Source organism: Faecalimonas umbilicata, assembly GCF_042846195.1.
Taxonomy (GTDB): Bacteria; Bacillota; Clostridia; order Lachnospirales; family Lachnospiraceae; genus Faecalimonas; species Faecalimonas umbilicata.
The window spans coordinates 2,472,408-2,498,273 of sequence record NZ_AP031411.1 but is presented as its reverse complement, the minus strand read 5'-3'; the positions used below and the strand labels follow the sequence as shown (position 1 = coordinate 2,498,273).

26 protein-coding genes, 2 pseudogenes and 1 other annotated feature are annotated in these 25,866 nt (G+C 40.2%); of the genes and pseudogenes, 26 read left to right on the top strand and 2 right to left on the bottom strand.

The features are described 5' to 3' along the window. The first annotated feature begins 106 nt into the window (after nt 1-106). The 13 genes and pseudogenes from ACGG81_RS12000 (at nt 107) to ACGG81_RS11940 (ending at nt 11,909) form a co-directional block, all read left to right on the top strand. Nucleotides 107-478 carry a CAT RNA binding domain-containing protein gene (locus tag ACGG81_RS12000; RefSeq protein ID WP_390108546.1) on the top strand — a complete coding sequence of 124 codons (372 nt, stop codon included), beginning with the start codon at nt 107-109 and terminating at the stop codon, nt 476-478. Then, the gene (locus ACGG81_RS11995) at nt 420-932 is read left to right on the top strand and encodes a PRD domain-containing protein (protein ID WP_390108543.1); all 513 of its coding nucleotides are present in this window, start codon (nt 420-422) and stop codon (nt 930-932) included. The genes ACGG81_RS12000 and ACGG81_RS11995 overlap by 59 nt, the downstream gene beginning before the upstream one ends. Before the next feature lie 97 nt (nt 933-1,029). Further along, a complete protein-coding gene (locus ACGG81_RS11990) occupies nt 1,030-1,287 on the top strand; it encodes an HPr family phosphocarrier protein (protein WP_008977517.1) in 258 nt (85 codons plus the stop codon). Between the two features lie 20 nt (nt 1,288-1,307). Then, entirely contained in the window at nt 1,308-2,927 is a 1,620-nt protein-coding gene (ptsP, locus tag ACGG81_RS11985) for a phosphoenolpyruvate--protein phosphotransferase (protein WP_009263695.1), read from the top strand. A gap of 13 nt (nt 2,928-2,940) precedes the next feature. Beyond that, entirely contained in the window at nt 2,941-3,981 is a 1,041-nt protein-coding gene (locus tag ACGG81_RS11980) for a hypothetical protein (protein ID WP_117578663.1), read from the top strand. A 10-nt stretch (nt 3,982-3,991) separates the two neighbouring features. Continuing rightward, nucleotides 3,992-4,483, top strand: coding sequence for a PTS glucose transporter subunit IIA (locus ACGG81_RS11975; RefSeq protein ID WP_009263693.1), 492 nt, complete (start codon nt 3,992-3,994; stop codon nt 4,481-4,483). A 110-nt stretch (nt 4,484-4,593) separates the two neighbouring features. Continuing rightward, a pseudogene (nagE, locus tag ACGG81_RS11970) lies at nt 4,594-6,035 on the top strand (N-acetylglucosamine-specific PTS transporter subunit IIBC). A gap of 133 nt (nt 6,036-6,168) precedes the next feature. Further along, entirely contained in the window at nt 6,169-6,912 is a 744-nt protein-coding gene (locus tag ACGG81_RS11965) for a copper homeostasis protein CutC (protein ID WP_009263691.1), read from the top strand. Between the two features lie 224 nt (nt 6,913-7,136). Continuing rightward, nucleotides 7,137-8,123, top strand: coding sequence for a LacI family DNA-binding transcriptional regulator (locus ACGG81_RS11960; RefSeq protein WP_009263690.1), 987 nt, complete (start codon nt 7,137-7,139; stop codon nt 8,121-8,123). 19 nt (nt 8,124-8,142) lie between these two features. After that, nucleotides 8,143-9,048, top strand: coding sequence for a ribokinase (gene rbsK / locus ACGG81_RS11955; RefSeq protein ID WP_390108537.1), 906 nt, complete (start codon nt 8,143-8,145; stop codon nt 9,046-9,048). A 132-nt stretch (nt 9,049-9,180) separates the two neighbouring features. Then, nucleotides 9,181-9,456, top strand: a binding site (T-box leader). 178 nt (nt 9,457-9,634) lie between these two features. Further along, entirely contained in the window at nt 9,635-10,174 is a 540-nt protein-coding gene (locus tag ACGG81_RS11950; protein WP_336305089.1) for an NUDIX hydrolase, read from the top strand. Continuing rightward, on the top strand, nt 10,161-11,384 hold the full coding sequence (tyrS, locus tag ACGG81_RS11945) for a tyrosine--tRNA ligase (RefSeq protein WP_008977508.1): 1,224 nt from the start codon (nt 10,161-10,163) through the stop codon (nt 11,382-11,384). Before ACGG81_RS11950 ends, tyrS begins: the two co-directional genes overlap by 14 nt. A 15-nt stretch (nt 11,385-11,399) precedes the next feature. Next, complete coding sequence (locus tag ACGG81_RS11940) at nt 11,400-11,909, top strand: flavin reductase (protein ID WP_336305090.1); 510 nt, start codon at nt 11,400-11,402, stop codon at nt 11,907-11,909. Between the two features lie 146 nt (nt 11,910-12,055). Here ACGG81_RS11940 and ACGG81_RS11935 read toward each other — a convergent pair whose 3' ends face one another. After that, nucleotides 12,056-13,363 (bottom strand): alpha-amylase family glycosyl hydrolase, encoded by a 1,308-nt coding sequence (locus tag ACGG81_RS11935; protein WP_390108532.1) that lies wholly within the window; start codon nt 13,361-13,363, stop codon nt 12,056-12,058. A 383-nt stretch (nt 13,364-13,746) separates the two neighbouring features. On the opposite strand from ACGG81_RS11935, the gene rplM reads away from it, so the two are divergent. The 12 genes and pseudogenes from rplM to ACGG81_RS11875 all read left to right on the top strand — a co-directional run bounded on the left by rplM (nt 13,747) and on the right by ACGG81_RS11875 (nt 24,204). After that, nucleotides 13,747-14,175 (top strand): 50S ribosomal protein L13, encoded by a 429-nt coding sequence (gene rplM, locus ACGG81_RS11930; RefSeq protein ID WP_008977505.1) that lies wholly within the window; start codon nt 13,747-13,749, stop codon nt 14,173-14,175. A 26-nt stretch (nt 14,176-14,201) separates the two neighbouring features. Further along, the gene (rpsI, locus tag ACGG81_RS11925) at nt 14,202-14,594 is read left to right on the top strand and encodes a 30S ribosomal protein S9 (RefSeq protein ID WP_008977504.1); all 393 of its coding nucleotides are present in this window, start codon (nt 14,202-14,204) and stop codon (nt 14,592-14,594) included. A gap of 167 nt (nt 14,595-14,761) precedes the next feature. After that, on the top strand, nt 14,762-15,127 hold the full coding sequence (locus tag ACGG81_RS11920; protein WP_320619599.1) for a metalloregulator ArsR/SmtB family transcription factor: 366 nt from the start codon (nt 14,762-14,764) through the stop codon (nt 15,125-15,127). A gap of 2 nt (nt 15,128-15,129) precedes the next feature. After that, nucleotides 15,130-15,888 carry a 4Fe-4S binding protein gene (locus ACGG81_RS11915; RefSeq protein WP_390108527.1) on the top strand — a complete coding sequence of 253 codons (759 nt, stop codon included), beginning with the start codon at nt 15,130-15,132 and terminating at the stop codon, nt 15,886-15,888. A gap of 276 nt (nt 15,889-16,164) precedes the next feature. After that, entirely contained in the window at nt 16,165-17,037 is an 873-nt protein-coding gene (locus ACGG81_RS11910) for a LysR family transcriptional regulator (RefSeq protein WP_390108524.1), read from the top strand. Nucleotides 17,038-17,153: 116 nt separating this feature from the next. After that, nucleotides 17,154-17,333: pseudogene (locus ACGG81_RS11905) on the top strand (flavodoxin); the annotation flags it as partial. 229 nt (nt 17,334-17,562) lie between these two features. Continuing rightward, nucleotides 17,563-18,564 carry an aldo/keto reductase gene (locus ACGG81_RS11900; protein WP_390108522.1) on the top strand — a complete coding sequence of 334 codons (1,002 nt, stop codon included), beginning with the start codon at nt 17,563-17,565 and terminating at the stop codon, nt 18,562-18,564. A 171-nt stretch (nt 18,565-18,735) separates the two neighbouring features. Further along, entirely contained in the window at nt 18,736-20,397 is a 1,662-nt protein-coding gene (locus ACGG81_RS11895) for an ABC transporter substrate-binding protein (protein WP_016439859.1), read from the top strand. Between the two features lie 60 nt (nt 20,398-20,457). Continuing rightward, nucleotides 20,458-21,378, top strand: a complete 921-nt coding sequence (locus tag ACGG81_RS11890; protein ID WP_008977498.1) for an ABC transporter permease — start codon at nt 20,458-20,460, stop codon at nt 21,376-21,378. 9 nt (nt 21,379-21,387) lie between these two features. Then, a complete protein-coding gene (locus ACGG81_RS11885) occupies nt 21,388-22,248 on the top strand; it encodes an ABC transporter permease (RefSeq protein WP_390108518.1) in 861 nt (286 codons plus the stop codon). A 9-nt stretch (nt 22,249-22,257) separates the two neighbouring features. After that, nucleotides 22,258-23,226, top strand: a complete 969-nt coding sequence (locus ACGG81_RS11880) for an ABC transporter ATP-binding protein (RefSeq protein WP_390108516.1) — start codon at nt 22,258-22,260, stop codon at nt 23,224-23,226. A gap of 3 nt (nt 23,227-23,229) precedes the next feature. After that, nucleotides 23,230-24,204 (top strand): ABC transporter ATP-binding protein, encoded by a 975-nt coding sequence (locus tag ACGG81_RS11875; protein WP_390108513.1) that lies wholly within the window; start codon nt 23,230-23,232, stop codon nt 24,202-24,204. 81 nt (nt 24,205-24,285) lie between these two features. Here ACGG81_RS11875 and ACGG81_RS11870 read toward each other — a convergent pair whose 3' ends face one another. Next, entirely contained in the window at nt 24,286-25,077 is a 792-nt protein-coding gene (locus tag ACGG81_RS11870; protein ID WP_390108510.1) for a MerR family transcriptional regulator, read from the bottom strand. A gap of 93 nt (nt 25,078-25,170) precedes the next feature. Here ACGG81_RS11870 and ACGG81_RS11865 point away from each other — a divergent pair, with 93 nt between their 5' ends. Next, a complete protein-coding gene (locus ACGG81_RS11865; protein WP_039861764.1) occupies nt 25,171-25,860 on the top strand; it encodes a YitT family protein in 690 nt (229 codons plus the stop codon). The last annotated feature ends 6 nt before the right edge of the window (nt 25,861-25,866 follow it).

Genomic DNA, 25,866 nt, shown 5'->3' with positions numbered 1-25,866 from the left:
ATCCGGTTTTATTCAACATTAGTGAGTAGAACAGGTAGTTTATGCCTTTTTATGTATCTCGATGAAGGAGATGGACTCATATCCTGACGAAAGAAAAGGAGAGCGGATGGTGTACTGCATTTTAAGGATTTTAAATAATAATGCACTTCTTGCAGAAGAAAAGGGCGATGGCAGTGAAAGAATTTTATTAGGAAAAGGGATTGGATTTGGCAAGAGAGCGGGAGATGAGGTGACGATCGATGAGGGAGTTCAAGTGTACACACCGGTCGTGAGAGAAGAACAGCACTCAGCAATCCATGCAGTCAATGCGATTGATCCGGTTTACATTGAGACAGCGGGCAAGATCATTGAGGCGGCAGAGAAAGTATTTGACTCGATCAATGGAGATATTTTACTTCCGTTGGCAGATCACCTTGCATTTGCCGCGAGGAGGGAGAGAGAATATCTTTCTTTCGAATCCGTTTATACCGGATATTAAGATTTTATTTGGAAAAGAGTATGCGGTAGCCTTAGAGAGCAGATCTATCATCGAGGAGATGACAGGATATCGGATTTCAGATGATGAGGCGGGATTTATCGCACTTCATATTCATTCCGGACTTTCTGATGAAGCGGTGTCAGAGACATTAAAGGCAACACAGCTTATTGATGAGAGTATGCAGATCATAGAAGAACATTTGGAAAAAGAAATGCAGAAAGAAGCTTTGAATTACATCCGGCTGATGAGTCATCTGTATTATATGGTTGTCCGGACAAAGACCGGTGAAGCGGTCAACATTGATCTTAATGAGTTTGTGCAGGAAAAATATCCGGAGGCAATGAAAATTGCCGCTTTAATCTGTGATAACATGGCAGAAAAACTGGAAAGGCAGATCATGCAGGAAGAGGTTGGATTTCTTGCCATTCATATCCAGAGGATGATCGCAGCCTGAGGAATCGCTTGTTTGTGAAAAAAGAAGATGATAGAATATTTATGAATTACTCTATTTTTATAGAAAGAAATTTGTCAAGACGAAGGGAGATAGTAAAATGAAAAAGTTTGAGTACACAATCAAAGATGAGATGGGAATCCATGCAAGACCAGCGGGAATGCTTGCAAAAGAAGGAAAGAAGTATGAGAGTAAGATTACAATTACAAAAGAAGGAAGAACGGTGGAAGCGTCTAAGTTGATGGCGTTGATGTCTCTTGCAGTAAAATGTGGACAGACTGTAGAAGTACAGATTGAAGGAAGCGATGAAGAAGCTGCATATGAAGGCATGAAGTCATTTTTTGAAGCGAATTTGTAGGAAGTGTAAGGAGAAGTAGTATGGAATGTTTGAAAGGAAAATCAGTCTATAAAGGAGTTGCATTTGGAAAAATATCCGTGCTGAAAAAAGATGACTATGTGGTAAAGCGTGTAAAGATTGAAGATACACAGGCAGAGCTTCAGAGAGTGGAAGAAGCAGTAGAGGCTTCTAAACAACAGCTTCAAAAATTATATGAAAAGGCATTAAAGGAAGTTGGAGAAGCCAGCGCTGCGATTTTTGAAGTCCATCAGATGATGCTGGAGGATGAAGATTACAAAGAATCCATTGAAAATATTATCAGTACACAGCAGGTCAATGCAGAATACGCGGTAGCTTCTACAGGAGATAATTTTTCCCAGATGTTTGCAAGCATGGATGATGATTATATGAGAGCAAGAGCTGCAGATATTAAGGACATTTCGAATCGTTTGGTAAAAAATCTGTCTGGACAGTCGGCAGATGTAATGGATCTGGATGAGCCGGTCATTGTTGTGGCAGATGATCTTTCTCCGAGTGAGACGGTTCAGATGGATAAGGAGAAAATACTGGCATTCGTGACTGTACATGGTTCCGCGAATTCCCATACGGCAATTTTAGCCCGTATGATGAATATTCCGGCTTTGATCGGAGTAGATATGGATTTAGAAGCGCTGCATACCGGAACAGAGGCGGCGGTGGATGGATTTCATGGAGAGTTCTTTGTGGATCCGTCAGAGGAAGTTAAAGAGAGGATTCAGAGAAAAATTGAGGAGGAGAAGGAAAAACAGGAGCTTCTTCAGCAGTTAAGAGGAAAAGAAAATGTCACAAAAGGCGGAAGACATATCAATCTGTATGCAAACATTGGCAGTGTAGCAGATATGGGATATGTATTGGAAAACGATGCAGGAGGTATCGGGCTGTTTCGAAGTGAATTCTTGTATATCGGAAGGAATGAGCTTCCAGATGAAGAAGAACAATTTCAGGCATATAAACAAGCCGTGCAAAATATGGCAGGCAAAAAGGTGATCATCCGAACGCTGGATATCGGTGCCGATAAGCAGGCGGATTATCTGAACATTGAAAAAGAAGAAAATCCGGCGCTTGGATACCGGGCAATTCGGATCTGCCTTGCACAGCCGGAAATCTTTAAGACACAGTTGCGGGCACTGTTCCGTGCGTCTGCTTATGGGAATCTGTCGATCATGTATCCGATGATCACCTCCACAGAGGAAGTAGCACAGATACAGGCAATTGTGCAGGAAGTCAAAGAAGAGTTGAAAACAGATGGAATCCCATATAACGATGTTGAGGAAGGAATCATGATTGAGACTCCGGCAGCAGTTATGATCAGTGATGAGCTGGCGAAGATGGTAGATTTCTTCAGCATTGGGACAAATGACCTGACACAATACACATTGGCAATTGACAGGCAGAATGAGAAACTTGACCGTTTCTACAATCCACACCATAAAGCAATTTTGAAAATGATTCAAATGGTTGTGGACAGCGCACATCAGGAAGGAAAATGGGCTGGTATCTGTGGAGAGTTAGGAGCAGATCCGGAATTGACAGAGACTTTTGTACGCATGGGTGTAGATGAGCTTTCTGTAGCTCCGTCTATGATCTTGAAATTAAGAAAGATCATTCGTGAGATGGAATAGGAGAAAGGCACAGATGGAGTATGTTCGCAGGCATAAAAAGATTGTTCTGATCGGTCTTATCCTACTGGCAGTATTTACAGTTATTTTTGGTTTCCAGAGAAAAAGCGTGATGGAACAATCTGTAGAAGATGAACTGAAAGATGAGCCGAGAGAAGAAACTGTAAAAAGTGCAGAATTTTATTTGGATCAGTTGACAAAAAAGGAGATGGAAGTATATCTGTTCCTGAAAGATCAGATTGAGCAATTTCAGGGAGGGATACTGACTCTTCCGAAAGCTGTGAACGGAAAAGAATATGAGCGGATCACGGTGGCATTGGAATATGAAGGATATAATTATTTCTATGGATTCGTAGATATTCCGATGAATGAAGATAATGTGTATCTTCTCAATGATGAGAAAGATTTTTCCAAGATCACAGAGGATGAGATCACAAAGGTCGTGCTGTTTTTATCCTGTGCCAGTGGGATTGAGACACCAGGGGAGATTGCAGATGACGGAACACTGAAAAATGCAGAGGAGATCCAGAAAGGCCTGTCGGTCAACGACGAAGAAAAGATAGTAAAGATTAAAGAAAAACAGGAAGAGACAGAGCGTGTACTGTCTGAGATCATAGATGGAATCCCTGAAAACAGCGGTCAGAAGAGTACCGTTGACTATTTCCTGAAATGGCTTGATCAAGAAATGAAAGTTCCGGATGACACTGTCACGACGGCAAGTGAACTTTCACATATGGGAGAGATGCTGGAGCAAGTGTATCTGCAAAATCATCTTGTGGCAGTTACCGAGAAAAAAGCAAGTGTACTTGGGTATGCAAAGATTTTTTCGGAACTTTGCAGAAGAGCCGGCATGGATTCGCATGTTGTCATGGGACACTGGAATGGGAAATGGAGTCAGGATGAACAGTATGTTCTGTGCGCAGTGAAAATTGGAGATCAGACGGTTTACGTAGATGCCAGTGGAGCAAAAAGCAGTTCGCTGGCAGGACATCGATATTTATCAGAGAAGGAAGCAAAGAACCGTCTTGCCTTTGCAGACTGTTTTCAATATGACTAGGAGGAACAAGATGTTTAATTTTTTTAAGAAGAAACAAAACAATACATATATGCTCGGTGCGGTGGCAAAAGGAAAAGTCGTAGAGTTAAAAGAAGTAAACGACCCGACATTCAATTCAGGAATGCTAGGCCAGGGAGTTGCAATCGTGCCGTCTGAGGGCAAAATCTATGCACCGGCAGATGGAGAGATCGCGATGGTATTTGAGACACTTCATGCAGTCAGCATGACAGCAGATAATGGGGTGGAGATTTTAGTGCATGTCGGTCTGGATACGGTGGAGTTGAAGGGAGAAGGATTTGAGGCTCATGTTCAGGCAGGGGACAAAGTAAAAAAAGGTGATCTGATGTTAAGTGTCGATCTGGATGCGGTTCAGGCAGCCGGATATGATATTGTGACACCGATCCTCGTATGTAATACAGATGAGTACGCAGCAGTGGAAGGTCTTGCAGGGAAAGACGTTGTTCCAGGCGAAGATGTTGTGAAGATTCAGCTGAAAAATTAGCAAATTACTAAGGATTTTATTGCCGGGACTCCGGTGTAAAATAAATAATGAAAGAAAAAGAGGACTTTCATTGTGAATCAAAAGGGATTAAGAGTAAGGAGGAAAAAATTATGATGAGATATCTTCAAAGATTAGGTAAATCTCTGATGCTTCCGGTTGCATGTCTTCCAGTTGCGGCTATCCTGCAGGGAATCGGTTACTGGATCGACCCGACTGGATGGGGGCAAACAATGTAATTGCAGCATTTTTATTAAAGGGCGGCGGATGTCTGATCGACCAGATGCCAATCTTGTTTGCAATCGGTGTAGCTGTTGGTATGTCTGACGATAACGATGGTACCGCAGGTCTTGCCGGACTCGTTTCATGGATCATGACAACGACATTACTTTCCACAGATGTTGTGGCAATGCTCACAAACACAGCAGTGGAAAAAGTAGACCCGGCATTTGGAAAAGTTCAGACACAGTTCATCGGTATTCTCTGTGGTCTGATCGCAGCTGCCTGCTACAACAAATTTAAAAATACAAAATTGCCAGATGCATTTTCATTCTTCAGTGGAAAGAGATGTGTTGCGATCGTTACCGCAGGGGCATCTTTAGTTTCCAGCTTAGTACTGTTCTTTGTATGGCCAATCATTTACAATGTACTGGTAGCTGTTGGTAAATTTATCATGGATTTAGGTCCGATCGGAGCAGGTCTTTACGGTTTCTTCAACCGACTTCTGATTCCATTCGGTCTGCACCACGCACTGAATTCTGTATTCTGGTTTGACGTTGCGGGAATTAACGATATCGCAAAATTCTGGGGAAATGCAGAAGGCGGTGTAATGGGAACAACTGGTATGTACATGGCAGGATTCTTCCCTGTAATGATGTTCGGTCTTCCGGCAGCAGCTTTAGCAATGTATCACACAGCAAAAGATACAAAGAAGAAAGCGGCAGCAGGTCTCCTGATGTCAGTAGCAGTTGCTTCCTTCTTCAATGGTGTTACAGAACCTCTGGAATTCTCCTTCATGTTCCTTGCACCGGCGCTCTATGGTGTACACGCAGTATTGACAGGTATCTCTATGGCAGTTGTTGCAGCACTTCCGGTAAGAGCTGGTTTCAACTTCAGTGCAGGCTTGGTTGACTGGATCCTGAGCTTTAAAGCTCCATTTGCACAGAATCCACTGCTTCTGATCCCAATCGGGCTTGTAGTTGGTGCGGTTTACTATGTAGTATTCCGTTTCGTGATTGTGAAATTTAACATGAAGACACCGGGACGTGAAGATGACAATATTGATGAGACAAAAGTAGAACTGGCAAACAATGACTTCACAGGAATTGCAAAAATTATTCTCGAAGGTGTCGGCGGACCGGCAAACGTAACTTCTATTGACAACTGTATTACAAGACTTCGTCTGGAAATCAAAGATTATACATTAATCGATGAGCATAAGATCAAATCTGCCGGTGTAGCAGGAGTGATCCGTCCAAGCAAAACAGCTGTACAGGTTATTATTGGAACAAAAGTTCAGTTTGTAGCTGATGAATTTAAAAAGCTTTGTAAATAAGCATGAGATAGTTTAATCCCTTTTAAAACAGAACCGCTGTCGGGTAGCTGGAAGCAGTTACAAGGCGGCGGTTTTATGATATAGTGGAAACAGTATCATACAGATGAAATCAGGTTCAGGAGAGGAGAAAAAAATGGCAGGTATTTTAGAAGTGTGTGCAGACAGCATGGAGTCTGCTCTGGCAGCAGAAAGAGGAGGGGCAGATCGGATTGAATTGTGCGGAAATCTTGTGATTGGAGGAACAACACCGTCTCAGGCATTGTTTGAGAAGATCCGCAAAGAGACAAGCCTTAAAATCAGAGTGCTTTTAAGACCGAGATTCGGAGACTTCTGTTACAGTCAGAATGAGTATGAGATTTTGAAAGAAGAGGTAAAGTTGTTTCGGCGGCTGGGGGCAGACGGGATTGTGATCGGCTGCCTGAATCCGGATGGTTCCCTGAACATGGAGCAGATGCAGGGGTTGATCGCGGAGGCAGGAGATATGGATGTGGCTCTGCATCGCGCTTTTGACGTAAGCAGGGATGCCCTGGAAGCGCTGGAGCAGGCAATCTCATTAGGATGCCGGACAATTCTCACAAGCGGACAGAAAAACTCTGCGTGGGAAGGAAGAGAATTTCTTGCAAAGCTGCAGCAAGAGAGCAGAGGAAGGATAGAGATTTTGGCAGGAAGCGGGATCAAGCCGGAAATCATCGATCAGCTGCATGAGGAGACTGGAATTGCATCCTATCATATGTCGGGGAAAGTTGTTGTGGAAAGTAAAATGACTTTCCGGAGAGAAGGTGTCAATATGGGACTTCCAGGATTCAGCGAATATGAAATCTGGCAGAGCAGTGTCGAGAAAATCAAAGAGGCAAGAAAGATTGTAGATCAGTTTTAAAAGGATGTGAGGTGTACCCTTCCGTGTAGATAGAAAAAGAACATCTGTCTGCATGGAAGGGCTTTTGAGTTTTTGGTTAAGGGGGGAAAATACTTTTGCCTTTAAATTGACAAAAAGAAGTAGAAAGGGTATACTAAAAGCAGATTTGAAACGGGTTTCATAATGAAAATTTTGTCACATTTTTAGGAGAAAATGGAGCAGTGAACAGAAAGGAGGGAAAGTGGATGGCAAGTATCAGAGAAGTAGCAAAGCGCGCGGGGGTGTCTCCCGCCACGGTTTCCCGCGTGATCAACGGAACTGCGAGAGTAGATGAGGAGAAGCGGGAACGGGTGGAAAAAGCGATTGAAGAAACCGGTTTCAGACCAAACGAACTTGCAAGGGCGCTATACCGGAAATCATCAAAGATAATCGGAGTCATCGTGCCGGATATTGAGAATCCATTTTTCAGTGAACTTGCAAAGGCGATTGAGAAGGAAGCGTATGAACAGGAATATCGTATCCTTCTCTGTAACTCGGATGATCAGAAAGAGAAGGAACTTGCAAACCTGCAAATGCTTGCACAGCTTCAGGCGGATGGTGTGATCTTAATGACAAATACCGGAGAAAAAAGCCAGAGTTATGAGGCAGTTTCCATGCCAATCGTTTTTGTGGACAGACGTTTGGATGAGATGGGACAGACCAGTGTTATCGAGGCAGATCATTATGCAGGGGGAAAACTGGCGGCGGAGTATCTGATTGCATGTGGATGCAGGCAGATCACATGTATTCGAGGCCCCCAAGAATTGTCCAGCGGCAAGAAGCGATACGAGGGATACCGGGAAGTATGTCGTCAGCATAGCATGAAGGAGCGTTTTGTGGACAGTACATACAAGTATGAGGATGGAGCCAAAGCCGCAGAAGAAGTACTCAGACGCTATCCGGACACAGACGGAATCATTGCCTGCAATGATATGACTGCGGTTTCGGTATATAAAGTACTGCAAAAAAGGGGATACCGGGTACCGGAAGACATCCAGATTATTGGATTTGATGGTGTAAAATTTGGACGTTTTTTGACACCGGAGCTGACGACAGTTGCACAGCCGATCAAAGAGATGGGCAAATGTGCGGTGCAGATGATTTTAGGTACTGTGAAGGAACTTCCAAGGGATAGAGAGATGAAGTTTCCAGTGATGCTGATCAAAGGAGAGACAACAAAGAATAAAATGTAGAACATGGAGGACAATGGGTATGAAGTTGGCAGTAGTGGGAAGTATAAACATGGATATGACAGTGACCGCTGAGCGGATTCCGTTGAAAGGGGAGACACTGCTTGGGGACAGCATTCACTATATTCCGGGCGGGAAAGGTGCGAACCAGGCGGTCGCGATGGCGAGACTTGGAGCAGAAGTAGAGATGTTCGGATGTGTGGGGGATGATAGCAATGGAGAAAAGTTGCTTGAAAATCTTAGAAAAGAAGGGGTCGGGACCAGACATATCAAAGTTCTAAAAGAAGTTCCGACCGGAATTGCCTTGATTACGGTTGGGGAAAATGACAATACGATCATCGTTGTGCCGGGGGCTAACGGACAGGTAGACCAGATCTATGCAGACAGTATCAAGGAAGAATTAAAGGCGTTTGATATGGTTGTGCTGCAGCAGGAAATTCCTCTGGAAACAGTCCACGATTTAATTTGTTTCTGCGCGGAAAATGGAATCAAGGTGATTTTAAATCCGGCGCCGGCAGCGAAGGTGCCTCTTGATATCATTGAGAAAGTGACGTATCTGACACCGAATGAACATGAGGCGGTACTTATTTTCGGTGAGGAAGAGACGACCGAAGAACTTCTGAAAAAATATCCAGAGAAACTTGTGATCACGCAGGGATCTAGGGGAGTATCTGTGTGCAGAAAAAATGGAGAAGTACTGACCGTTCCGGCAAGACCAGCAATTGTGGCTGATACGACCGGGGCAGGCGATACATTAAATGGTGCTTTCTCAGTGCAGATTGCTAAAGGAGAGCCGATTGCAGAGGCGCTTCGTTATGCAAATACGGCGGCAAGTCTTTCGACTGAAAAATTTGGGGCACAGGGTGGAATGACAACTGCAGAGGAAGTTGAGAGAGAATTAAAGCGGAACGAGGAAAAGATTGGATAAGTAAATAGCAATAGGATAAGGAAATGTAGTCTGCGGGCAAGAACTCACAGAAGATTTAAAAATTGATAAAAAAGATGGTGGGCACAGCCTTGACAAAATGGGACAAATGGAGTACGATAGGCAACATATAAGACATCAGCGATGAAAAGAATAAGTAATAACGGACATCACGTTCAGACAGAAAGCAGCCGGGTGATGAGAGGCGCATGGACCGTTTGTTATGAATACCTCTTGGAGCTTCACACCGAACAGATCAAGTAGGCTGTGACGGAGTAGATACACGTTATCGTATCTGAGTATTATGTTTTGTTCATCAGGAGAGGATGAGACACTGATACTTACTGAGACAGATGATGCGAGTCGTCTGTGAAAAAAGGTGGTACCGCAGGATTTACTCCTGCCCTTTCTGATGAAACAGAGAGGGCAGGAGTTTTTTTATTGCATAGGGATTTCTTCGGAATTTTCTGTAATAAAAACGCTTTGCATGAGAATGCGTAGTTCGCGGAAAGGGAATTAGCCGCTGGCGACATCGCTTGCGGAGAATGATACAGGAAAATAAGGATACTACCTGAAAGGGGGATACAAAATGGAACTTTGGGATCTATTTGATGAAAATCGCAGATTTTTATATAAACAGCATAACCGGCAGGAGCCACTTGCACCGGGGCATTATCATGTTGTTGTCGTTGTATGTGTAGTGAACAGCAAGGAAGAGATTCTGGTCACACTTCGACATCCGGCGAAGGAAACTTACGCAAATTGCTGGGAAAATACAGGAGGAAGCGTACTTGCAGGGGAGACAAGCCGTCAGGGAGCAGTCAGGGAGCTTAAGGAAGAAACCGGAATCGGTGTATCAGAAGAAGAACTGATGCTGCTTGGAAGTGTCAGGGGAATCAGTGCATTTTATGATTTCTATGTGGTGAGAAAAGATGTAGAACTTTCGGATATTGTCCTGCAGGAAAATGAGACAGCAGATGCTCGATGGGTAACTTTGGAGAAATTTATCCGAATGGGAGAGGATGGAACACTGGCAGAACCGGTCTATCGACGTTTCCGGCAGTTTGAAGAAGCATTTTGGAAATTGATTAAAAATGAAGGAGAGGAAAAGAAACATGAAAATTTATGATGAATTGAAAGCAAGAGGACTGATCGCACAGGTGACAGATGAGGAATTGATCAGCAATTTGATCAATGAAGGAAAGGCGACATTTTATATTGGATTTGACCCGACAGCAGACAGCCTTCATGTGGGACATTTCATGGCACTCTGTCTGATGAAACGTCTTCAGATGGCAGGGAACAAGCCAATCGCTCTGATTGGAGGAGGAACCGGATACATCGGGGACCCATCAGGAAGAACAGATATGCGTTCAATGATGACACCGGAGCAGATCCAGCATAACTGTGACTGTTTCAAAGAACAGATGAGCAAATTTATCGATTTCTCAGAAGGAAAAGCTATGATGGTCAACAACGCAGACTGGCTGTTAGATCTGAATTATATTGAATTGCTCCGTGAAGTGGGAGCTCACTTCAGCGTCAACCGTATGCTGACTGCAGAATGCTACAAACAGCGTATGGAAAAAGGACTTAGCTTCCTGGAATTCAACTACATGATCATGCAGGCATACGATTTCTACGCACTGTACCAGAAATACGGATGTAATTTACAGTTCGGAGGAGATGATCAGTGGAGCAACATGCTTGCAGGAACAGAATTGATCCGTCGAAAACTTGGAAAAGATGCAAGTGCGATGACAATTACACTGCTTTTAAACTCCGAGGGAAAGAAGATGGGAAAAACACAGTCCGGTGCAGTATGGCTTGATCCGAACAAGACTTCCCCATTTGAATTCTACCAGTACTGGAGAAATATCGCAGATGCCGATGTATTAAAATGCATCCGCATGCTTACATTCCTTCCGCTGGAAGAGATTGATGCAATGGACAAATGGGAAGGAAGCCAGTTAAATCAGGCAAAAGAGATTCTTGCATACGAGCTGACAAAACTTGTGCACGGTGAAGAAGAAGCAGTCAAAGCACAGGAAAGTTCCAGAGCACTCTTCAGTTCCGGAAATGCAGCAAATATGCCTACTGCTGAATTAGAGGAAAGTGATTTCACAGAAGGAATGATCGATATCCTGACACTTCTTGTAAAGAGCGGACTTGTTCCATCCAAATCCGAGGCAAGACGTGCAGTACAGCAGGGCGGTGTGTCTGTAAACGGAGAGAAAGTAGAAGATATTAAGACAGCATATGCTCCTGAGACATTTGATGGAGAAGACTTCGTGCTGAAGAGAGGAAAGAAAAACTTCCGTAAGATCGTGATGAAATAGAGAGAAGGGAAAAATATGGCATTTAGAGAAATCAAAATCGAAGAATTACAGTTCAATCCATTTACAAAGATTGGAAAAGAATGGCTTTTAATTACGGCTGGAGATGAGAAAAAGCACAATACGATGACTGCAAGCTGGGGTGGTGTTGGTGTTCTCTGGGGAAAAAATGTTGTCACAACTTACATTCGTCCGCAGCGCTACACAAAAGAGTTCGTGGATGCACAAGATGTGTTTACAATTACATTTTTTGGGGAAAACTGCCGAGAAGCGCTTGCACTTTGTGGAAAAGTGTCTGGACGTGACGGGGATAAAATCAAAGAAGCTGGACTGACACCATACTTTGTAGATGGAACAACTGCATTTGAAGAGGCGGAAATGATTTTTGTATGTCGGAAACTTTATGCAGATGAGATTAAACCAGAGAAATTTATTGCAACAGAAAACGATGCGAGATGGTATCCGGAGAAAGATTACCATACAATGTATATTGCAGAGATCACAAAAGTGCTTGTAAAAGAAGCATAGGAGGAGAAAAAGAGCTTGAATTCCTTCAAAAATAGAAGGAGATCAGGCTCTTTTTTTGTTTTGAATTATGGAAACTCTTCGCTTAAGATACGCATTTTAAAATAATATTACAGAAACATTGGTTGAAAATATACTCGTAAAAAGTACTACATTTGAAAATACTGTACACTGTAAGGAGGAAGAGAAACCTGTCCGTTCATATTCACAGTTTCTCCGCTTAGTAACTCTTCGGCTGTGCCGTTTAATTCGCCGGAATATGCAGTGTATTCGTTGTCCCCTGCGTTGACTGCTACAAGAATCCGTTCGCTTTCAGAACAGCGCTCAAAGATCAGCTGATGATTTTGGATCACTACATTTCGGTAAGAACCATTGCAGAGTGCATCGTGGCTTTTCCGGACGGAGATTAGTTTTGATACAAAATCAGTAAGAGCATTTGGCAGTGGTTTCTCAAAACACGGGCGCAAAGCATAATCATTGTCAGGAGATTTCACGCCTTCTGCTCCCCATTCACTTCCGTAATAAAGGCAGGGAATTCCCGGCATGGAAAACAGCAGTCCATATACGAGCGGAAGATGTGATGGATTGTTCAGGATACTTGCGATCTTTGTCACATCGTGATTATCTGCAAAAGTCATCAGGTGTTTTCCACGGTAAAGACACCATTGTTCAGGACCAAACTGACGATTCAGAGAGTGTGCAATCTCAAAAAGGTTCCTATCGTTGAAGCTGGAGTAGAGACCCTTGTAACATTCATAGTTTGTGCAACTGTGAAGCAGTTCATCGTTGACAATCAAGTTGTAATCGCCGAAGAGTACTTCTCCGATCAAAGCAAAATCAGGTTTTAGCTCCGCGCAGAAATTGCGAAGACGGTGCATGAAATTGCGGTCAAGGCTGTATGCGACATCCAGGCGCAGACCATCGATATCAAATTCTGTGATCCATTTTTGGACACACGAAAGAAGGTAATCGACAACCGCAGGATTCTGGAGGTTCAGTTTGACCAGTTCAAAATGTCCTTCCCAGCCCTCGTACCAGAATCCATCATTGTAGCAGCTGTTGCGGTCAAAACTGATATGGAACCAGTTTTTGTAAGCGGAATCCCATTTGTATTTTCTGACATCTTCAAAAGCCCAAAAATTTCTTCCGACATGATTGAAGACACCATCCAGCACAATCTTAATGCCATGTGCATGGAGTGACTGGCAGACTTCGGAAAAATCCGCATTTGATCCGAGCCTACAGTCCAGTTTTGTGAAATCTTTTGTGTCGTAACCGTGCGTATCTGATTCGAAGACCGGATTAAAGAGGATCGCATCGATACCGAGTGACTGAAGATAATCTGTCCAGTCAAGGACTTTTCGGATTCGTGGTGTTACGATTCCATCATTGGAAAGTGGTGCACCGCAGAAACCGATTGGATAAATCTGATAAAATGTACTATGATATGCCCACATAAAAAATTCCTTCCGTTGCTGTTAATTTTGGAACCTGCCATTTAGGAGCGGATTCCAGTGTAAACACAGTATACCACAGAATGTGGGATTTTAAAATCGGGTGAAAGAAATTGCTTGTGACATTTCAGAGGAAATGTAGGTGATTTCAGGAAGAATATAAAAAATTTGTGGATCAGGACTAGGAGGAATATAGCTGGGAGAGAGAAGAAAAATGTTGCAAAACAGTAGAAAAATACGATAAAACAGTTGACAGAAAGACGTATTCATAATATAATCATAAAGTATGACATGAGAAGAAACAGTTTACACCAAAGCCCCGGAGTGAGCTGATTTCATAATAAACAATATTGATTTAATGAGAGAATATATTAGGAGGTCGACCAATGAAAACTTACATGGCTAATCCAGATAAGATTGAAAGAAAATGGTATGTAGTTGACGCAACAGACAAGACATTAGGACGTTTAACATCAGAAATCGCAAAAGTATTAAGAGGAAAAAATAAACCAGTTTATACACCGCACATCGACACAGGAGATTACGTAATCGTTGTAAATGCAGAGAAGATTGCAGTTACAGGTAAAAAATTAGATCAGAAAATCTACTACAATCACTCTGATTATGTAGGTGGAATGAAAGAAACTACATTAAGAGAAATGATGGATAAGAAACCAGAGAAAGTAATCGAACTTGCTGTAAAAGGAATGCTTCCAAAAGGACCTTTAGGAAGATCAATGATCAAAAAGCTTCATGTATACGCTGGACCAGAGCATGATCATCAGGCTCAGAAACCAGAAGTATTAACATTTTAAGGAAAGGTTGAAAGGAGGAAATTACAGTGGCTAAAGCAAAATTCTACGGAACAGGAAGAAGAAAAAAATCAATCGCAAGAGTATATTTAGTACCGGGAACAGGTAACATTACAATCAATAAAAGAGACATCGACGAATATTTAGGATTAGAGACATTAAAAGTTGTTGTTCGTCAGCCATTAGTAGCAACAGAGACACTTGACAAATTCGACGTATTAGTAAACGTACGCGGTGGTGGATACACAGGACAGGCTGGAGCTATCCGTCACGGTATCGCAAGAGCTTTACTTCAGGCAGATCCAGATTACAGACCAGTTCTGAAAAAAGCAGGATACTTAACACGTGACCCACGTATGAAAGAACGTAAGAAATACGGTCTCAAAGCAGCTCGTAGAGCACCACAGTTCAGCAAACGTTAATTATACGTTTCAGAACGTACAATTTCAAAAAGATTTTATAACTCCTCAGGACTTTGGTTCTGGGGAGTTTTTTTAGCAAAATAATGAACTTGATTTGCGACACCAATATTGAAGTAGAAGTTTTTATGAACTATAATGGTTGACGAAGATTAACCATAGGAGGGTGTATGGATAAGGATTTTAGCTTGGAGAAGAAAAATTTTATTGAAATTTATAATCTTGCTAGACCGGTTATGACGATACTAGGAGATCAAGTCCGCCAAGAGATCCTGTTAGCTTTAATAGAAAGTGGGGGGATGGGAGGAATTCGAGTTGGTGAAATACAGAAAAAAAGTCATGTTTCTCGTTCCGCGGTATCGCATCATCTTAAAGTACTCTTAGATGCAGGGATTATCAATATGAGACGTGAGGGAACAAAGAATTACTATTATATTGATTTTGATGATACGACAGTAAAGCCAGTGATACTATTTTGGCAACAAGTAGAGCCAATGCTGAAAAGATGTAGCAAAGAAAGCGAAAAGAGGTTATAAAAATGAGAGTATATTCTATTTATTTTAGTCCGACAAACAGTACAAAAGAGATTGCAAATTTGGTGGCGAATGAAGTTGGCAGTTATCAGGAAATTGATCTTAGCAAAAAAGAAGACATGGTCGATCAAGTATTTGATGCAGACGATATTTGTGTGATTGGCGTCCCATCTTATGGAGGCCGAGTGCCAGGTATTGCACTAGAGAGAATGAATAAATTTAAAGGGAATCATGCAAAAGCTATATTGGTGGTATCATATGGAAATAGAGCATTTGAGGATACTCTGAAAGAATTAGCAGATGACTTAAGCAAAAGAGGTTTTTATTGTTTTGCTGCGATCGCTGCTATTGCAGAACATTCTATTATGCATCAATTTGCAACGGGACGTCCTGATGCTAACGATAAAAAAGAATTGAAAGGCTTTACGAAAAAAATTATAGACAAAATGAACACGGATACAGCAAACAGTGAATTACGATTGCCGGGAAATTATCCCTATAGAGAATATAATGGTGTTCCATTAAAACCAAAGGCAGGAAGAAGCTGCACGGGATGTGGTGTTTGTGCAGGGGCATGTCCTGTAGGGGCAATCTCGATTGAAAATCCAAGAAAGACAAACAAAGATTTATGTATATCATGTATGCGATGTGTGAAAATATGTCCAAGTCATTCTAGAAAGGTCAATTCCTTTATGGTTAAGGTTGCATCAAAGAAAATGAATGCTGCTTGTCAAGAAGAAAAAGAAAACGAACTTTTTATATAGTGCAGTATATAAATATAAAATAATAATTAGGAGAATTCCGGTTTTCTGGACTTCAGACTTGGAGAGTTTTTGTAGAAGTCTGATATCTATATCTTTCCTTCTTATGGTTAGGGAATATCCTACTGTTGGAATATAGGATCATGGAAGGATCCTGTGTATGTGTATTCGGAGAAAGAAGAATAGACATGCAACGATTGTAGAGTAGATGGAACAGTCGCGGGGGATTCGCTCTGTTAAATTGAGTAAGAAGTAGAAAATAATTTGGGGTAAATGAATATGGAATTAAGAATCTTACGCTATTTTTTAACGGTGGCAAAAGAACAAAGTTTTACAAAAGCAGCGGAACAACTACACATCACACAGCCAACCTTATCCAGACAGATTGCAGCGCTTGAGGAGGAACTGGGTACCGTTCTGTTTGTTCGCAAAGGGAGAAGTATTACGCTTACAGATGGAGGAATTTTGTTAAAGCGAAGAGCATTGGAAATCCTTAATCTTGAAGATCGAATGTTGGAAGAACTGAGAGGAACTGAAGAAGTGATAGAAGGAACAGTTACTTTTGGGTGCGGAGAGTTTACAGCAGTAGAAACATTGGCGAAAATATGTAAGCAATATAAAGAAAAATATCCGCTTGTCCAGATTGCGATTCATACCGCAACAGCGGACACTATATATGAGATGATGAATAAAGGGCTTGTAGATATTGCATTGTTCATGGAACCAGTGGATACAGAAGGGCTTGATTATATTAGAATAAAAGACTGCGATCATTGGGTAGTAGGAATGCGCCCTAATGATCCGCTTGCTAATAAGAAGTACATAGAAAAGAATGATATTTTGGATAAGCCGCTTATTTTACCAGAAAGGGTGGGGGTTCAGAGCGAACTTGCCAATTGGTTTGGAAAAGATTTTTCCAGTCTTGATATTTCATTTATAAGCAATCTTGGAACAAATGCCAGTGTGATGGCGGCAAATGGACTTGGGTATCCAATTTCCATTGAGGGTGCTGTAAAATATTGGAGGGAAGAGATACTTGTGCAAAGGAGACTTTATCCAGAGATTACTGCGAGCGTAGTGATTGCATGGAGAAGACATATTCCTTATTCACAAGCAGTAAATAAGATGATAGAAGAAATCAATGCTTTTTAGGCATAAATGTGAATACGATATAAGTATTGGACATGATAAGATGATAGATTATAGAATAGATGTGCAGGATCAGAAGATATCTTGCACATCTATTTTTAGAATGGGGACAAATAACTATGGGAAAAAGATTAGTGGCATATTTTAGTGCAAGTGGAACAACGAAAAAGGTAGCAGAAATGATTGCTGATAGTGCAAAAGCAGATTTGTTTGAGATTACACCAGAGGTTCCATATACAAGTGCTGACCTTAATTGGATGGATAAAAAATCCAGAAGCAGTATAGAGATGAATGATAAGAGCATGATTGCAGAAGGAAAGGTATTTAACAATGCAACTAGACAACAAATCGTTGAATGGGTAGAAACATTATAAGCTTGGAGAGATGTAACATGAAATTACTTCAAATGAATGGTGTGAGCCGGTTACTAATGAAGATTACAGCAAATTAGCATAATGAAAAGCAGTAAAGAAAGATGGATATCTATGGAAAGATAGGGTGTTTATTTATGAAGGGAGGGCATAAAAAATGGAATATGTCAAATTAGGAAATACGGATATCAGCGTATCGAAAATTTGCTTAGGCTGCATGAGTTTTGGGAAGGCCGGAACGATGCATGATTGGACAATTGATGAAAACGAAAGTGAAAAAGTAATCCAACATGCGTTGGAACTTGGAATTAATTTCTTTGATACAGCAAATGGATATTCGGCAGGGACAAGCGAGGAATATCTTGGTAAGGCAATCAAGAAAAATATTGCAAGGGATCAGGTAGTTATCGCTTCAAAAGTATATTTTAATGAAGGACGTTTATCGCGAAAAGCAATCATGCGGGAAATCGAAGGCACTTTGCAGAGGTTGGGCACAGATTATCTGGATTTGTATATTATTCATAGATTTGATTATGATACACCGATTGAGGAAACAATGGAGGCTCTGCATGATTTGGTGAAAGCTGGAAAAGTAAGAGCAATTGGTGCATCTGCAATGTATGGTTACCAGTTTTACAATATGCAGCTTATAGCAAAAGAACGTGGCTGGACACAATTTTCTGTAATGGAGAATCACTATAATTTGCTCTATCGAGAGGATGAAAGAGAACTGATCCCTATTTGTAGACAGATGGGAGTTTCTCTTACACCATATAGTCCGTTGGCGGCTGGACATTTAAGCAGGCCAGAATGGAAAACAAATTCACTGCGTAGCAAAACAGATAGAGTAGCCATGGGGAAATATGATGGCATGGAAAAGCAGGATAGGAAGATTGTAGAGAGAGTATATGAGCTTTCCCAAAAACATAATTGCAAAATGTCTCAAATTGCACTTGCATGGCAGTGGATGAAAGGTATTTCTTCACCGATTATCGGTGCTACCAAGACAGTATATCTTGATGATGCAGTTAGAGCTTTGGATGTGAAATTAACAGATTTAGATATGGAATATTTAGAGGAAATGTATGTTCCACATCCGATTGTGGGTGCAATTAATCATAATCCAGAACAGACAATTTCAAGAGGCACAGTAAAATAGCCAACTAAATTAAGTATAAATAGGCATTTCTATAGCGATGGGCAACGTTCTTTTTGGAGAAGTTTTTATAGAAAATTTGAATAAAGTATATAACAAAAAACAATTTAACATATGAAACGGATAGTGTTAGAATGTGACTGGTGTTGGAAAACATAAAAGAGGAGGAAAAATATGAAAAAGAAATTTTTAAGCCTGTTTTTAGTTGCTGCATTATCTGTTTCGATGTTCGCAGGATGCGGAAAAGGCGAAGAGAAAAAAGAAGAAAATGCTGCAGCGAAAAACGAAACAAAAACAGAATATGTAAGTAAAAATGGGAACACCATGGTTCTTACATTATTTCAAAACCCAAAAACATTAGACATTCAAAAAACAAATGCAGATTATTTTATTCCGCTTCAGATTTATGATCGTCTTGTCGATGTAACTGTGAATGAAGCTGGAGAAACAGAGATTATTCCAAGTCTTGCTGAAAAATGGGATATCAGTGAAGATGGTCTTACGTACACATTCCACTTAAGAAAAGGTGTAAAATTCCACAATGGCGAAGAATTAAAAGCAGATGATGTACTATTTACCATTGATAAAGCTGTAAATCCAGAAGAAGCTTGTATCAATGCAGCTCAGTATCAGGAAGTAAAAGGGTACCAAGATCGTCTGGATGGAAAAACAGATGTGATTGAAGGTGTTAAAGTAATCGATGATTACACAGTAGCGATCACACTTTCAGCGCCATCAGCATCTTTTCTTGCAAATATGACAGGTGCTCCGGCTTCTATCTATAACCGTAAAGCTGTCGAAGAAGGAAAAGATAAATTTGGATTTGATCCAGAATATACTGTTGGTACAGGGTATATGAAGTTTAAAGACTGGACACAAGATCAGGAGATCAATCTTGTAAGAAATGATGAATATTTCAATACACCGGCTAAAATCGATGGAGTCCGCTATTTAATGAACATTGATGCCTCTACCGAACGGATGATGTTTGAAAATGGTGAGTTAGATTACATGGGTGTAAAGGCAGATGACCTTGAGCATTTCAAAAATGATGAATTTTGGAAAGATTACTTAATCGGATATCAGCCACCAAGCATGGATTACATGATTTTTAATCAGAACGATACATTCATGGCGGATGTAAATGTAAGAAAAGCTGTTCAGGCAGCGATCAATCGTGATTTGATCAATCAGAACTTCTATAATGGTGAAGGAACGTTATTAAATGGTGTTCTTCCTCCGGCAATTCCGGGATACTCTGAAGATCAAACACCAATTAAATACGATGTAGAAGAAGCAAAAAAATTATTAAAAGAAGCAGGCCATGAGTCAGATGTGACACTTACAATTCTTCAGAATGGAGAAAGTACATATACACATCCTATTAATGAAATGATTCAGTCTATGCTTGGAGAAGCAGGAATTAAAGCTGAAATCAAAAACATGGATATGACATCTTACTGGGATACCATTGCAAGTGGAGAAGGGTATTCTATTTCACTGGGACCTGTAACAGCAGATGTTCCGGATCCAGGAGCATTCTTCACAACATTTACAGTGGAAAATAGCGCTTCGAATGGATATAACATCAAAGACAAAGCGTTAAGCGATAAGATCAAAGAAGCAAATGCAAAACTTGATCCAAAAGAAAGAATTGCAGCCCTTCAGGCATTAGAATCAGAAATCGTAACAGAACAGGCATTATACTTACCGATCGCAGCTGAAAAACGTACATGCATCATTAGCCCAAGATTGAAGAACTTTCAGCTTGGCTGGCAGGGATGGGTTTGCTGCTCAACACATAATGTAGAAATCGATGATTCTTACAATAAATAAATAGCAATGTATAAAAGGTATCAGATTTGATACCTTTTATACATATAAGGAGAAAAACTTATGCGTAAATATATTGCAAAACGAATCGCAGTATCTGTTCCTATTATTTTAGGGGTCATACTGATTACGTTTGTCTTGATGAATTACATTCCAGGAAATGCAGTAACCGCGATGATGCAAAATAAGATCAATAACGAAACGGTGGCTCGAGTGGAAGAAGAAATGCATTTGAACGATCCGATTTTGGTACGATTTGGTTTGTATATAAAAGATTTATTACATGGAGATTTGGGAACCTCTTTTGTAATGAATCAGCCAGTATTCAATCTGATTAAAAATGCATTCCCTAATACGATAAAGCTGGCATTATCGGCAATCGCATTTGCATGGATTTTAGGAATACCGATAGGAATTATAAGTGCTTTAAAGAAAAATACATGTCTGGATAAATTATTTATGGGAGTGTCACTCATGGGAATATCAATGCCGACATTTTCCATTGGAATTATTTTACAGTATTTAATTGCCTATAAATTAAAATGGCTGCCAATTAGTGGATTTACAACACCGGCACATTTAATTTTACCATCCATTGTGTTGGGATGGAGCATGGCAGGAGAGATTTCGCGTTTAATACGTACAAATTTGATTGATGTGATTCAGGCAGATTATATAACAACAGCGAAGGCAAAGGGAAAGTCGCGTATGGGAATTGTTATTTTTCATGCACTAAAAATGTCGATTCTTCCAGTGATCACAATTATGATGATGCAATTTACATCATTGCTGGGAGGGGCATTGATCACTGAGAATATTTTTAGTATTCCGGGAATTGGAACATTATCAATCTCTGCTTTGAGCAATCGTGATATACCGTTGTTACAAGGAACGATTATTCTCAGTACATTTTTAATTATTATTGGAAATCTCATTGCGGATATTATTTATGCGCTGGCAGATCCAAGAGTGCATTATGATTAGGAGGATAGCATGAAAAATATGATGAAAAATACCGGACGAAAAATAAAAAAGTATGTCAAAGAGGATCCAGTAGGATTTATAAGTTTTCTTATGATCTTGCTGTTTATTTTTCTTGCTGTTTTTGCAGATTTCATTGCACCGTATGGAATCAATGAAACACAGTATATGAAACCGAAGGCGGCTCCTTCTATGGAACACATTTTTGGAACAGATGAATTGAGCCGTGATATTTTCAGCAGAATTTTGTATGCATCAAGAATCTCTCTATTTATTGGATTTGCACCAACAACAATCAATTTGATCATTGGAACATTTTTGGGAATGATAGCTGGAATGACTACATTAAAATGGGTAGATACATTGATTATGAGAGTTGTTGATATTGTATTGTCTTATCCGTTTATGATTCTTGCGATGGCGATTGTTTACAATTTAGGAGCAAGTACAAAAAATTTATTTTTAGCACTGATCTTAGTTGGATGGGCTGGAACAGCGAGAACGGTGAGAGCGCAAACATTATCTCTAAAAAATAGTACATATATAGAAGCAGCGCGTTCCATGGGAGTGAGCAAATGGAAAATTATGATCAAACATATTTTACCCAATATTCGCTCTTTGCTGCTTGTGCTTTACACAATGTCTATCCCGGTTGCAATTCTTTCAGAGGCAGGATTGAGTTTCCTTGGATTTGGTGCACAGCCGCCACAGACAAGTCTCGGAGTTATGGTATCTAAAGGACGTACGTATCTGTTTGATGCCCCATGGATTTCTCTGGCACCAGCAATCTATATTCTTTTGCTTTCTTTGTGTCTCAATTTTTTCGGAGATAGCCTGAGAGATATGTTGGATTCCAAACGTTCAGAAAGATAGGGGGATATGATGGAAGATATAGTATTACAAGTAAAAGATGTCACGATTGGTGGTAAAAAATCAGGGTATTCGATTGTAGACAAAGTAAATATAGAAGTAAAAAAGCAACAGATTGTAGGGATTGTAGGAGAATCTGGCTGCGGGAAAAGCATGACAAGTTTAGCAATCATGCAGTTGATGCCGGTGAACATTGCAATAAAAGAAGGACAGATTCTATTTTCTGGTGAGGAACTAACGGCACTAAAAGAAAAAGAATTACGGAAAGTGCGAGGAAAAGATATTTCTATGATCTTTCAAGAACCAGTGCGCGCCCTGCATCCACTGCATAAAGTAGGAAAACAAATTGAAGAAAGTCTGAAGATTCATACAAATTTGTCAAAAGAGGATAGAAAAAAACAAACTATTTCCCTCATGAAATCTGTTGGAATACCAGATGCGGAAATGCGGTATGATCAATATCCACATCAGCTTTCCGGAGGGTTAAATCAAAGAATTATGATTGCTATGGCGATTGCAGCAGATCCATCCCTGATTATTGCGGATGAGCCGACAACCGCGTTAGATGTTACAATTCAAGCTCAGATTTTACAATTGCTGCGATCCTTGCGTGAAAGAAGAGGAGTATCGCTCATCTTGATTTCGCATGATTTAGCGGTGATTTGTGAAAACTGTGATTATGTATATGTGATGTATTGTGGCCAGATTGTAGAGGAAGCAGATGTAAGGACATTTTTCCAATCTCCGAAACATCCGTATACGCAGGCACTTATTCAGGCTTCTCCTGATCCAGAGAAAAAAATAGATCAATTGATGGCAATTAAAGGAACGGTTCCGTCTATCGAAAATATTCCGGAGGGATGTCGATTTGCGGAGCGATGTCCGCATAAAACAGAACGATGTACCAAAGTAGAGCCAAAATTGTATGAGCAAAATGATGGGACAAAAGTCAAATGCTTTTTATTTGAAGAGGGTAGATAATTTATGGGAAATTCATTAATCATAGCACAAAATATAAGTAAAACTTTTGTGGCAAAAGGACTGTTTAGTGCAAAAAAGGAAAATCATGTATTACATCATGTTGATTTAGAAATTTACAACAATGAAACGTTAGCTCTTGTGGGAGAATCGGGATGTGGAAAAACAACATTGGGACGAATCATTCTAGGATTAGAAAAGCCGACAGATGGAGATATACTTTTTGAGGGAGAAAATATTTTTTCTAAAAAAGAAGTAAAAAAGGAAATGCGTAAAAATATGCAGATGGTCTTTCAGGATCCTTATGCATCTTTAGATCCAAAGATGAAAGTGGAAGAAATCCTGATGGAACCGCTTTTGGCAAATAAAGTGTATGCAAATAAAAAGGAAGCAAGAAAAAAAGTAAAAGAACTATTGGAAATTGTGGGGCTTAACGAAACGCATATGAAGCGATATCCTTATCAATTTTCAGGGGGACAACGTCAGCGAATTGGGATTGCAAGGGCCTTAGCATTGGAACCGGCATTTATTGCATGCGATGAACCAGTATCTGCACTGGATGTTTCTGTACAAGCACAGATTTTGAATTTATTAAAGGAAATCCAGAAAAATCGTAATTTGAGTTTATTGTTCATTTCACATGATTTGGGAGTTGTGCGCTATATTGCGGATCGAGTTGCGATCATGTACTTGGGAAGAATCTGTGAGATTGGTTCCGTTGAAGAAGTGTATACCAATCCAAAACATCCTTATACAGAATATTTGCTCCAATCGGTTCCTAAAATGAGAGTTCCAAATGGGGACAAAGAAGATTTGCAACAATCTTTACAAGAGGCCAATGAAATCAAAGTAGAAAAAAGAGAAGATATGTGTCCATTTTATTCACGTTGTAAATATCATACAGATATTTGTAAGCAGAAATTTCCAGAACAAAAGAAAAGAAATGAAACAATATTTTTTTGCCATCATCCCTTAGCTTAGTAAGGAAACTGTATATGAGATAAAAAAGACTGGTAAACAGTGGTTGATATGATTTTACCACCGCTTATCAGTCTTAGTATTTTATTCGATAGGAAGCTGTAATTGTGTAATATATTCTGATTCATCAGAAGTTGTGTGAATGTCGATCCAAAGAATTTCCAATAAGTTACCAAGCACTTTGAAGTTGTGAGTGTGTGCATATTGGATGAGTTCTTGTCCCCAGTAGGAGCTCTGTTTATAATCCCCGCGATAAGTGACGCAAAGGTAATGACCGCCGGCAAGAATATCCTCGCCTTCTTCATCGATAAGAAAAACAGATTGATAGGAAAGCACTTTTTTATTTACGAGAGAGGGCAGAGAAATCATAGTTCCAATTTGATTACTTCCGATAATGTATAAGCGATTTTGATTTAGATTGATAAGCTGTTTGATCAGAACATCCATTTCTTCTTCATTTTTATATCCTTCGGGAAGAAGGTGGCAACGGCGAGGGGGAATATTCATTAAGCAGATTTCACCTAAAGGAAGAGATAATGCGGAATGAATGTTATGCAATCTGTGCTCTACATTTTTTTGCAGCTTTTGCAGATACTGTATTTGCTTTGCAATCGCGTCTTTTTCGTCTTCCAGCATAGAAATTGAAGACAAAACTGTATGATGGTCTAAGTATTCGCGGATTTGTTCCATTGTAAATCCAATGGAGCGTAAATCTCGGATTACATTTAATCTCCATATGTCGTGAATACTATAATAGCGATATCCAGATTCAGAACGCTGAGGTTTGATAATTCCAATTTCTTCATAATAACGTATAGAATCTACACCGATTCCATATAATTTAGAAATTTCACCAATTTTAAAAAAAATTTTCATATTTTCTATTGATCTCCTTGACTCTAGTATTATACCAGAGTTTATAATGAGTGTATAGATTCCATGATAGGTTAATAGAAAGGATTTTTTAAAATGCGTTCAGTTTGGAAGGAAATGAAATTATCATCCGTATTACTTTTACTATTGGGAAGTGCGATATTGGCATTTGGACTTTACAATATCCATTCAATGTCCAATGTGACAGAGGGCGGAATTTTAGGGTTAACACTTCTTTTAGAATATTGGTTTGGGATTTCGCCATCGGTTTCAGGATTTATACTGACGGTATTATGTTACCTTTTGGGATGGAAATTATTGGGAAAACTTTTTCTTGTATATTCTTTTATTTCTTCTATTGGATTTTCTGTTTTTTATGGGATCTTCGAACAGTTTGATCCATTATTCCCTGACATTGCCACAAAACCACTTCTGGCAGCAGTTGTAGGAGCAATATTTGTAGGTGTAAGCGTAGGATTATGTGTTCGAGTAGGTGGAGCTCCGACTGGAGATGATGCGCTTGCAATGAGTTTGGATCGAGTACTTCCGTTAGATATCCAATGGATTTATTTGATCAGTGATCTGGTGGTATTGCTTATCTCTCTTACCTACATTCCAGTAAGTAAGATCATTTATTCGCTTTTGACCGTTATTTTATCCGGACAGATTATTGGAGTTATGCAAAAGATTCCATTTAGAAAAAAGGATAAAGAGGACTCTTATTCTTTTGCTGTGGAACCAAACAGAGAGAGTTGGACAGCGGGGGATGGAGATATCAGCCAATAGACAGAA

Coding starts and splice junctions, on each gene's coding strand:
- ACGG81_RS11915 (WP_390108527.1), top strand. CDS start 15,130: ATGAGAGTATATTCTATTTATTTTAGTCCGACAAACAGTACAAAAGAG.
- ACGG81_RS11965 (WP_009263691.1), top strand. CDS start 6,169: ATGGCAGGTATTTTAGAAGTGTGTGCAGACAGCATGGAGTCTGCTCTG.
- ACGG81_RS11935 (WP_390108532.1), bottom strand. CDS start 13,363: ATGTGGGCATATCATAGTACATTTTATCAGATTTATCCAATCGGTTTC.
- ACGG81_RS11890 (WP_008977498.1), top strand. CDS start 20,458: ATGCGTAAATATATTGCAAAACGAATCGCAGTATCTGTTCCTATTATT.
- ACGG81_RS11980 (WP_117578663.1), top strand. CDS start 2,941: ATGGAGTATGTTCGCAGGCATAAAAAGATTGTTCTGATCGGTCTTATC.
- rbsK (WP_390108537.1), top strand. CDS start 8,143: ATGAAGTTGGCAGTAGTGGGAAGTATAAACATGGATATGACAGTGACC.
- ACGG81_RS11940 (WP_336305090.1), top strand. CDS start 11,400: ATGGCATTTAGAGAAATCAAAATCGAAGAATTACAGTTCAATCCATTT.
- rplM (WP_008977505.1), top strand. CDS start 13,747: ATGAAAACTTACATGGCTAATCCAGATAAGATTGAAAGAAAATGGTAT.
- ptsP (WP_009263695.1), top strand. CDS start 1,308: ATGGAATGTTTGAAAGGAAAATCAGTCTATAAAGGAGTTGCATTTGGA.
- ACGG81_RS11875 (WP_390108513.1), top strand. CDS start 23,230: ATGGGAAATTCATTAATCATAGCACAAAATATAAGTAAAACTTTTGTG.
- ACGG81_RS11950 (WP_336305089.1), top strand. CDS start 9,635: ATGGAACTTTGGGATCTATTTGATGAAAATCGCAGATTTTTATATAAA.
- ACGG81_RS11910 (WP_390108524.1), top strand. CDS start 16,165: ATGGAATTAAGAATCTTACGCTATTTTTTAACGGTGGCAAAAGAACAA.
- ACGG81_RS11920 (WP_320619599.1), top strand. CDS start 14,762: ATGGATAAGGATTTTAGCTTGGAGAAGAAAAATTTTATTGAAATTTAT.
- ACGG81_RS12000 (WP_390108546.1), top strand. CDS start 107: ATGGTGTACTGCATTTTAAGGATTTTAAATAATAATGCACTTCTTGCA.
- ACGG81_RS11865 (WP_039861764.1), top strand. CDS start 25,171: ATGCGTTCAGTTTGGAAGGAAATGAAATTATCATCCGTATTACTTTTA.
- ACGG81_RS11885 (WP_390108518.1), top strand. CDS start 21,388: ATGAAAAATATGATGAAAAATACCGGACGAAAAATAAAAAAGTATGTC.
- ACGG81_RS11870 (WP_390108510.1), bottom strand. CDS start 25,077: ATGAAAATTTTTTTTAAAATTGGTGAAATTTCTAAATTATATGGAATC.
- tyrS (WP_008977508.1), top strand. CDS start 10,161: ATGAAAATTTATGATGAATTGAAAGCAAGAGGACTGATCGCACAGGTG.
- ACGG81_RS11880 (WP_390108516.1), top strand. CDS start 22,258: ATGGAAGATATAGTATTACAAGTAAAAGATGTCACGATTGGTGGTAAA.
- ACGG81_RS11975 (WP_009263693.1), top strand. CDS start 3,992: ATGTTTAATTTTTTTAAGAAGAAACAAAACAATACATATATGCTCGGT.
- ACGG81_RS11895 (WP_016439859.1), top strand. CDS start 18,736: ATGAAAAAGAAATTTTTAAGCCTGTTTTTAGTTGCTGCATTATCTGTT.
- ACGG81_RS11960 (WP_009263690.1), top strand. CDS start 7,137: ATGGCAAGTATCAGAGAAGTAGCAAAGCGCGCGGGGGTGTCTCCCGCC.
- ACGG81_RS11990 (WP_008977517.1), top strand. CDS start 1,030: ATGAAAAAGTTTGAGTACACAATCAAAGATGAGATGGGAATCCATGCA.
- ACGG81_RS11900 (WP_390108522.1), top strand. CDS start 17,563: ATGGAATATGTCAAATTAGGAAATACGGATATCAGCGTATCGAAAATT.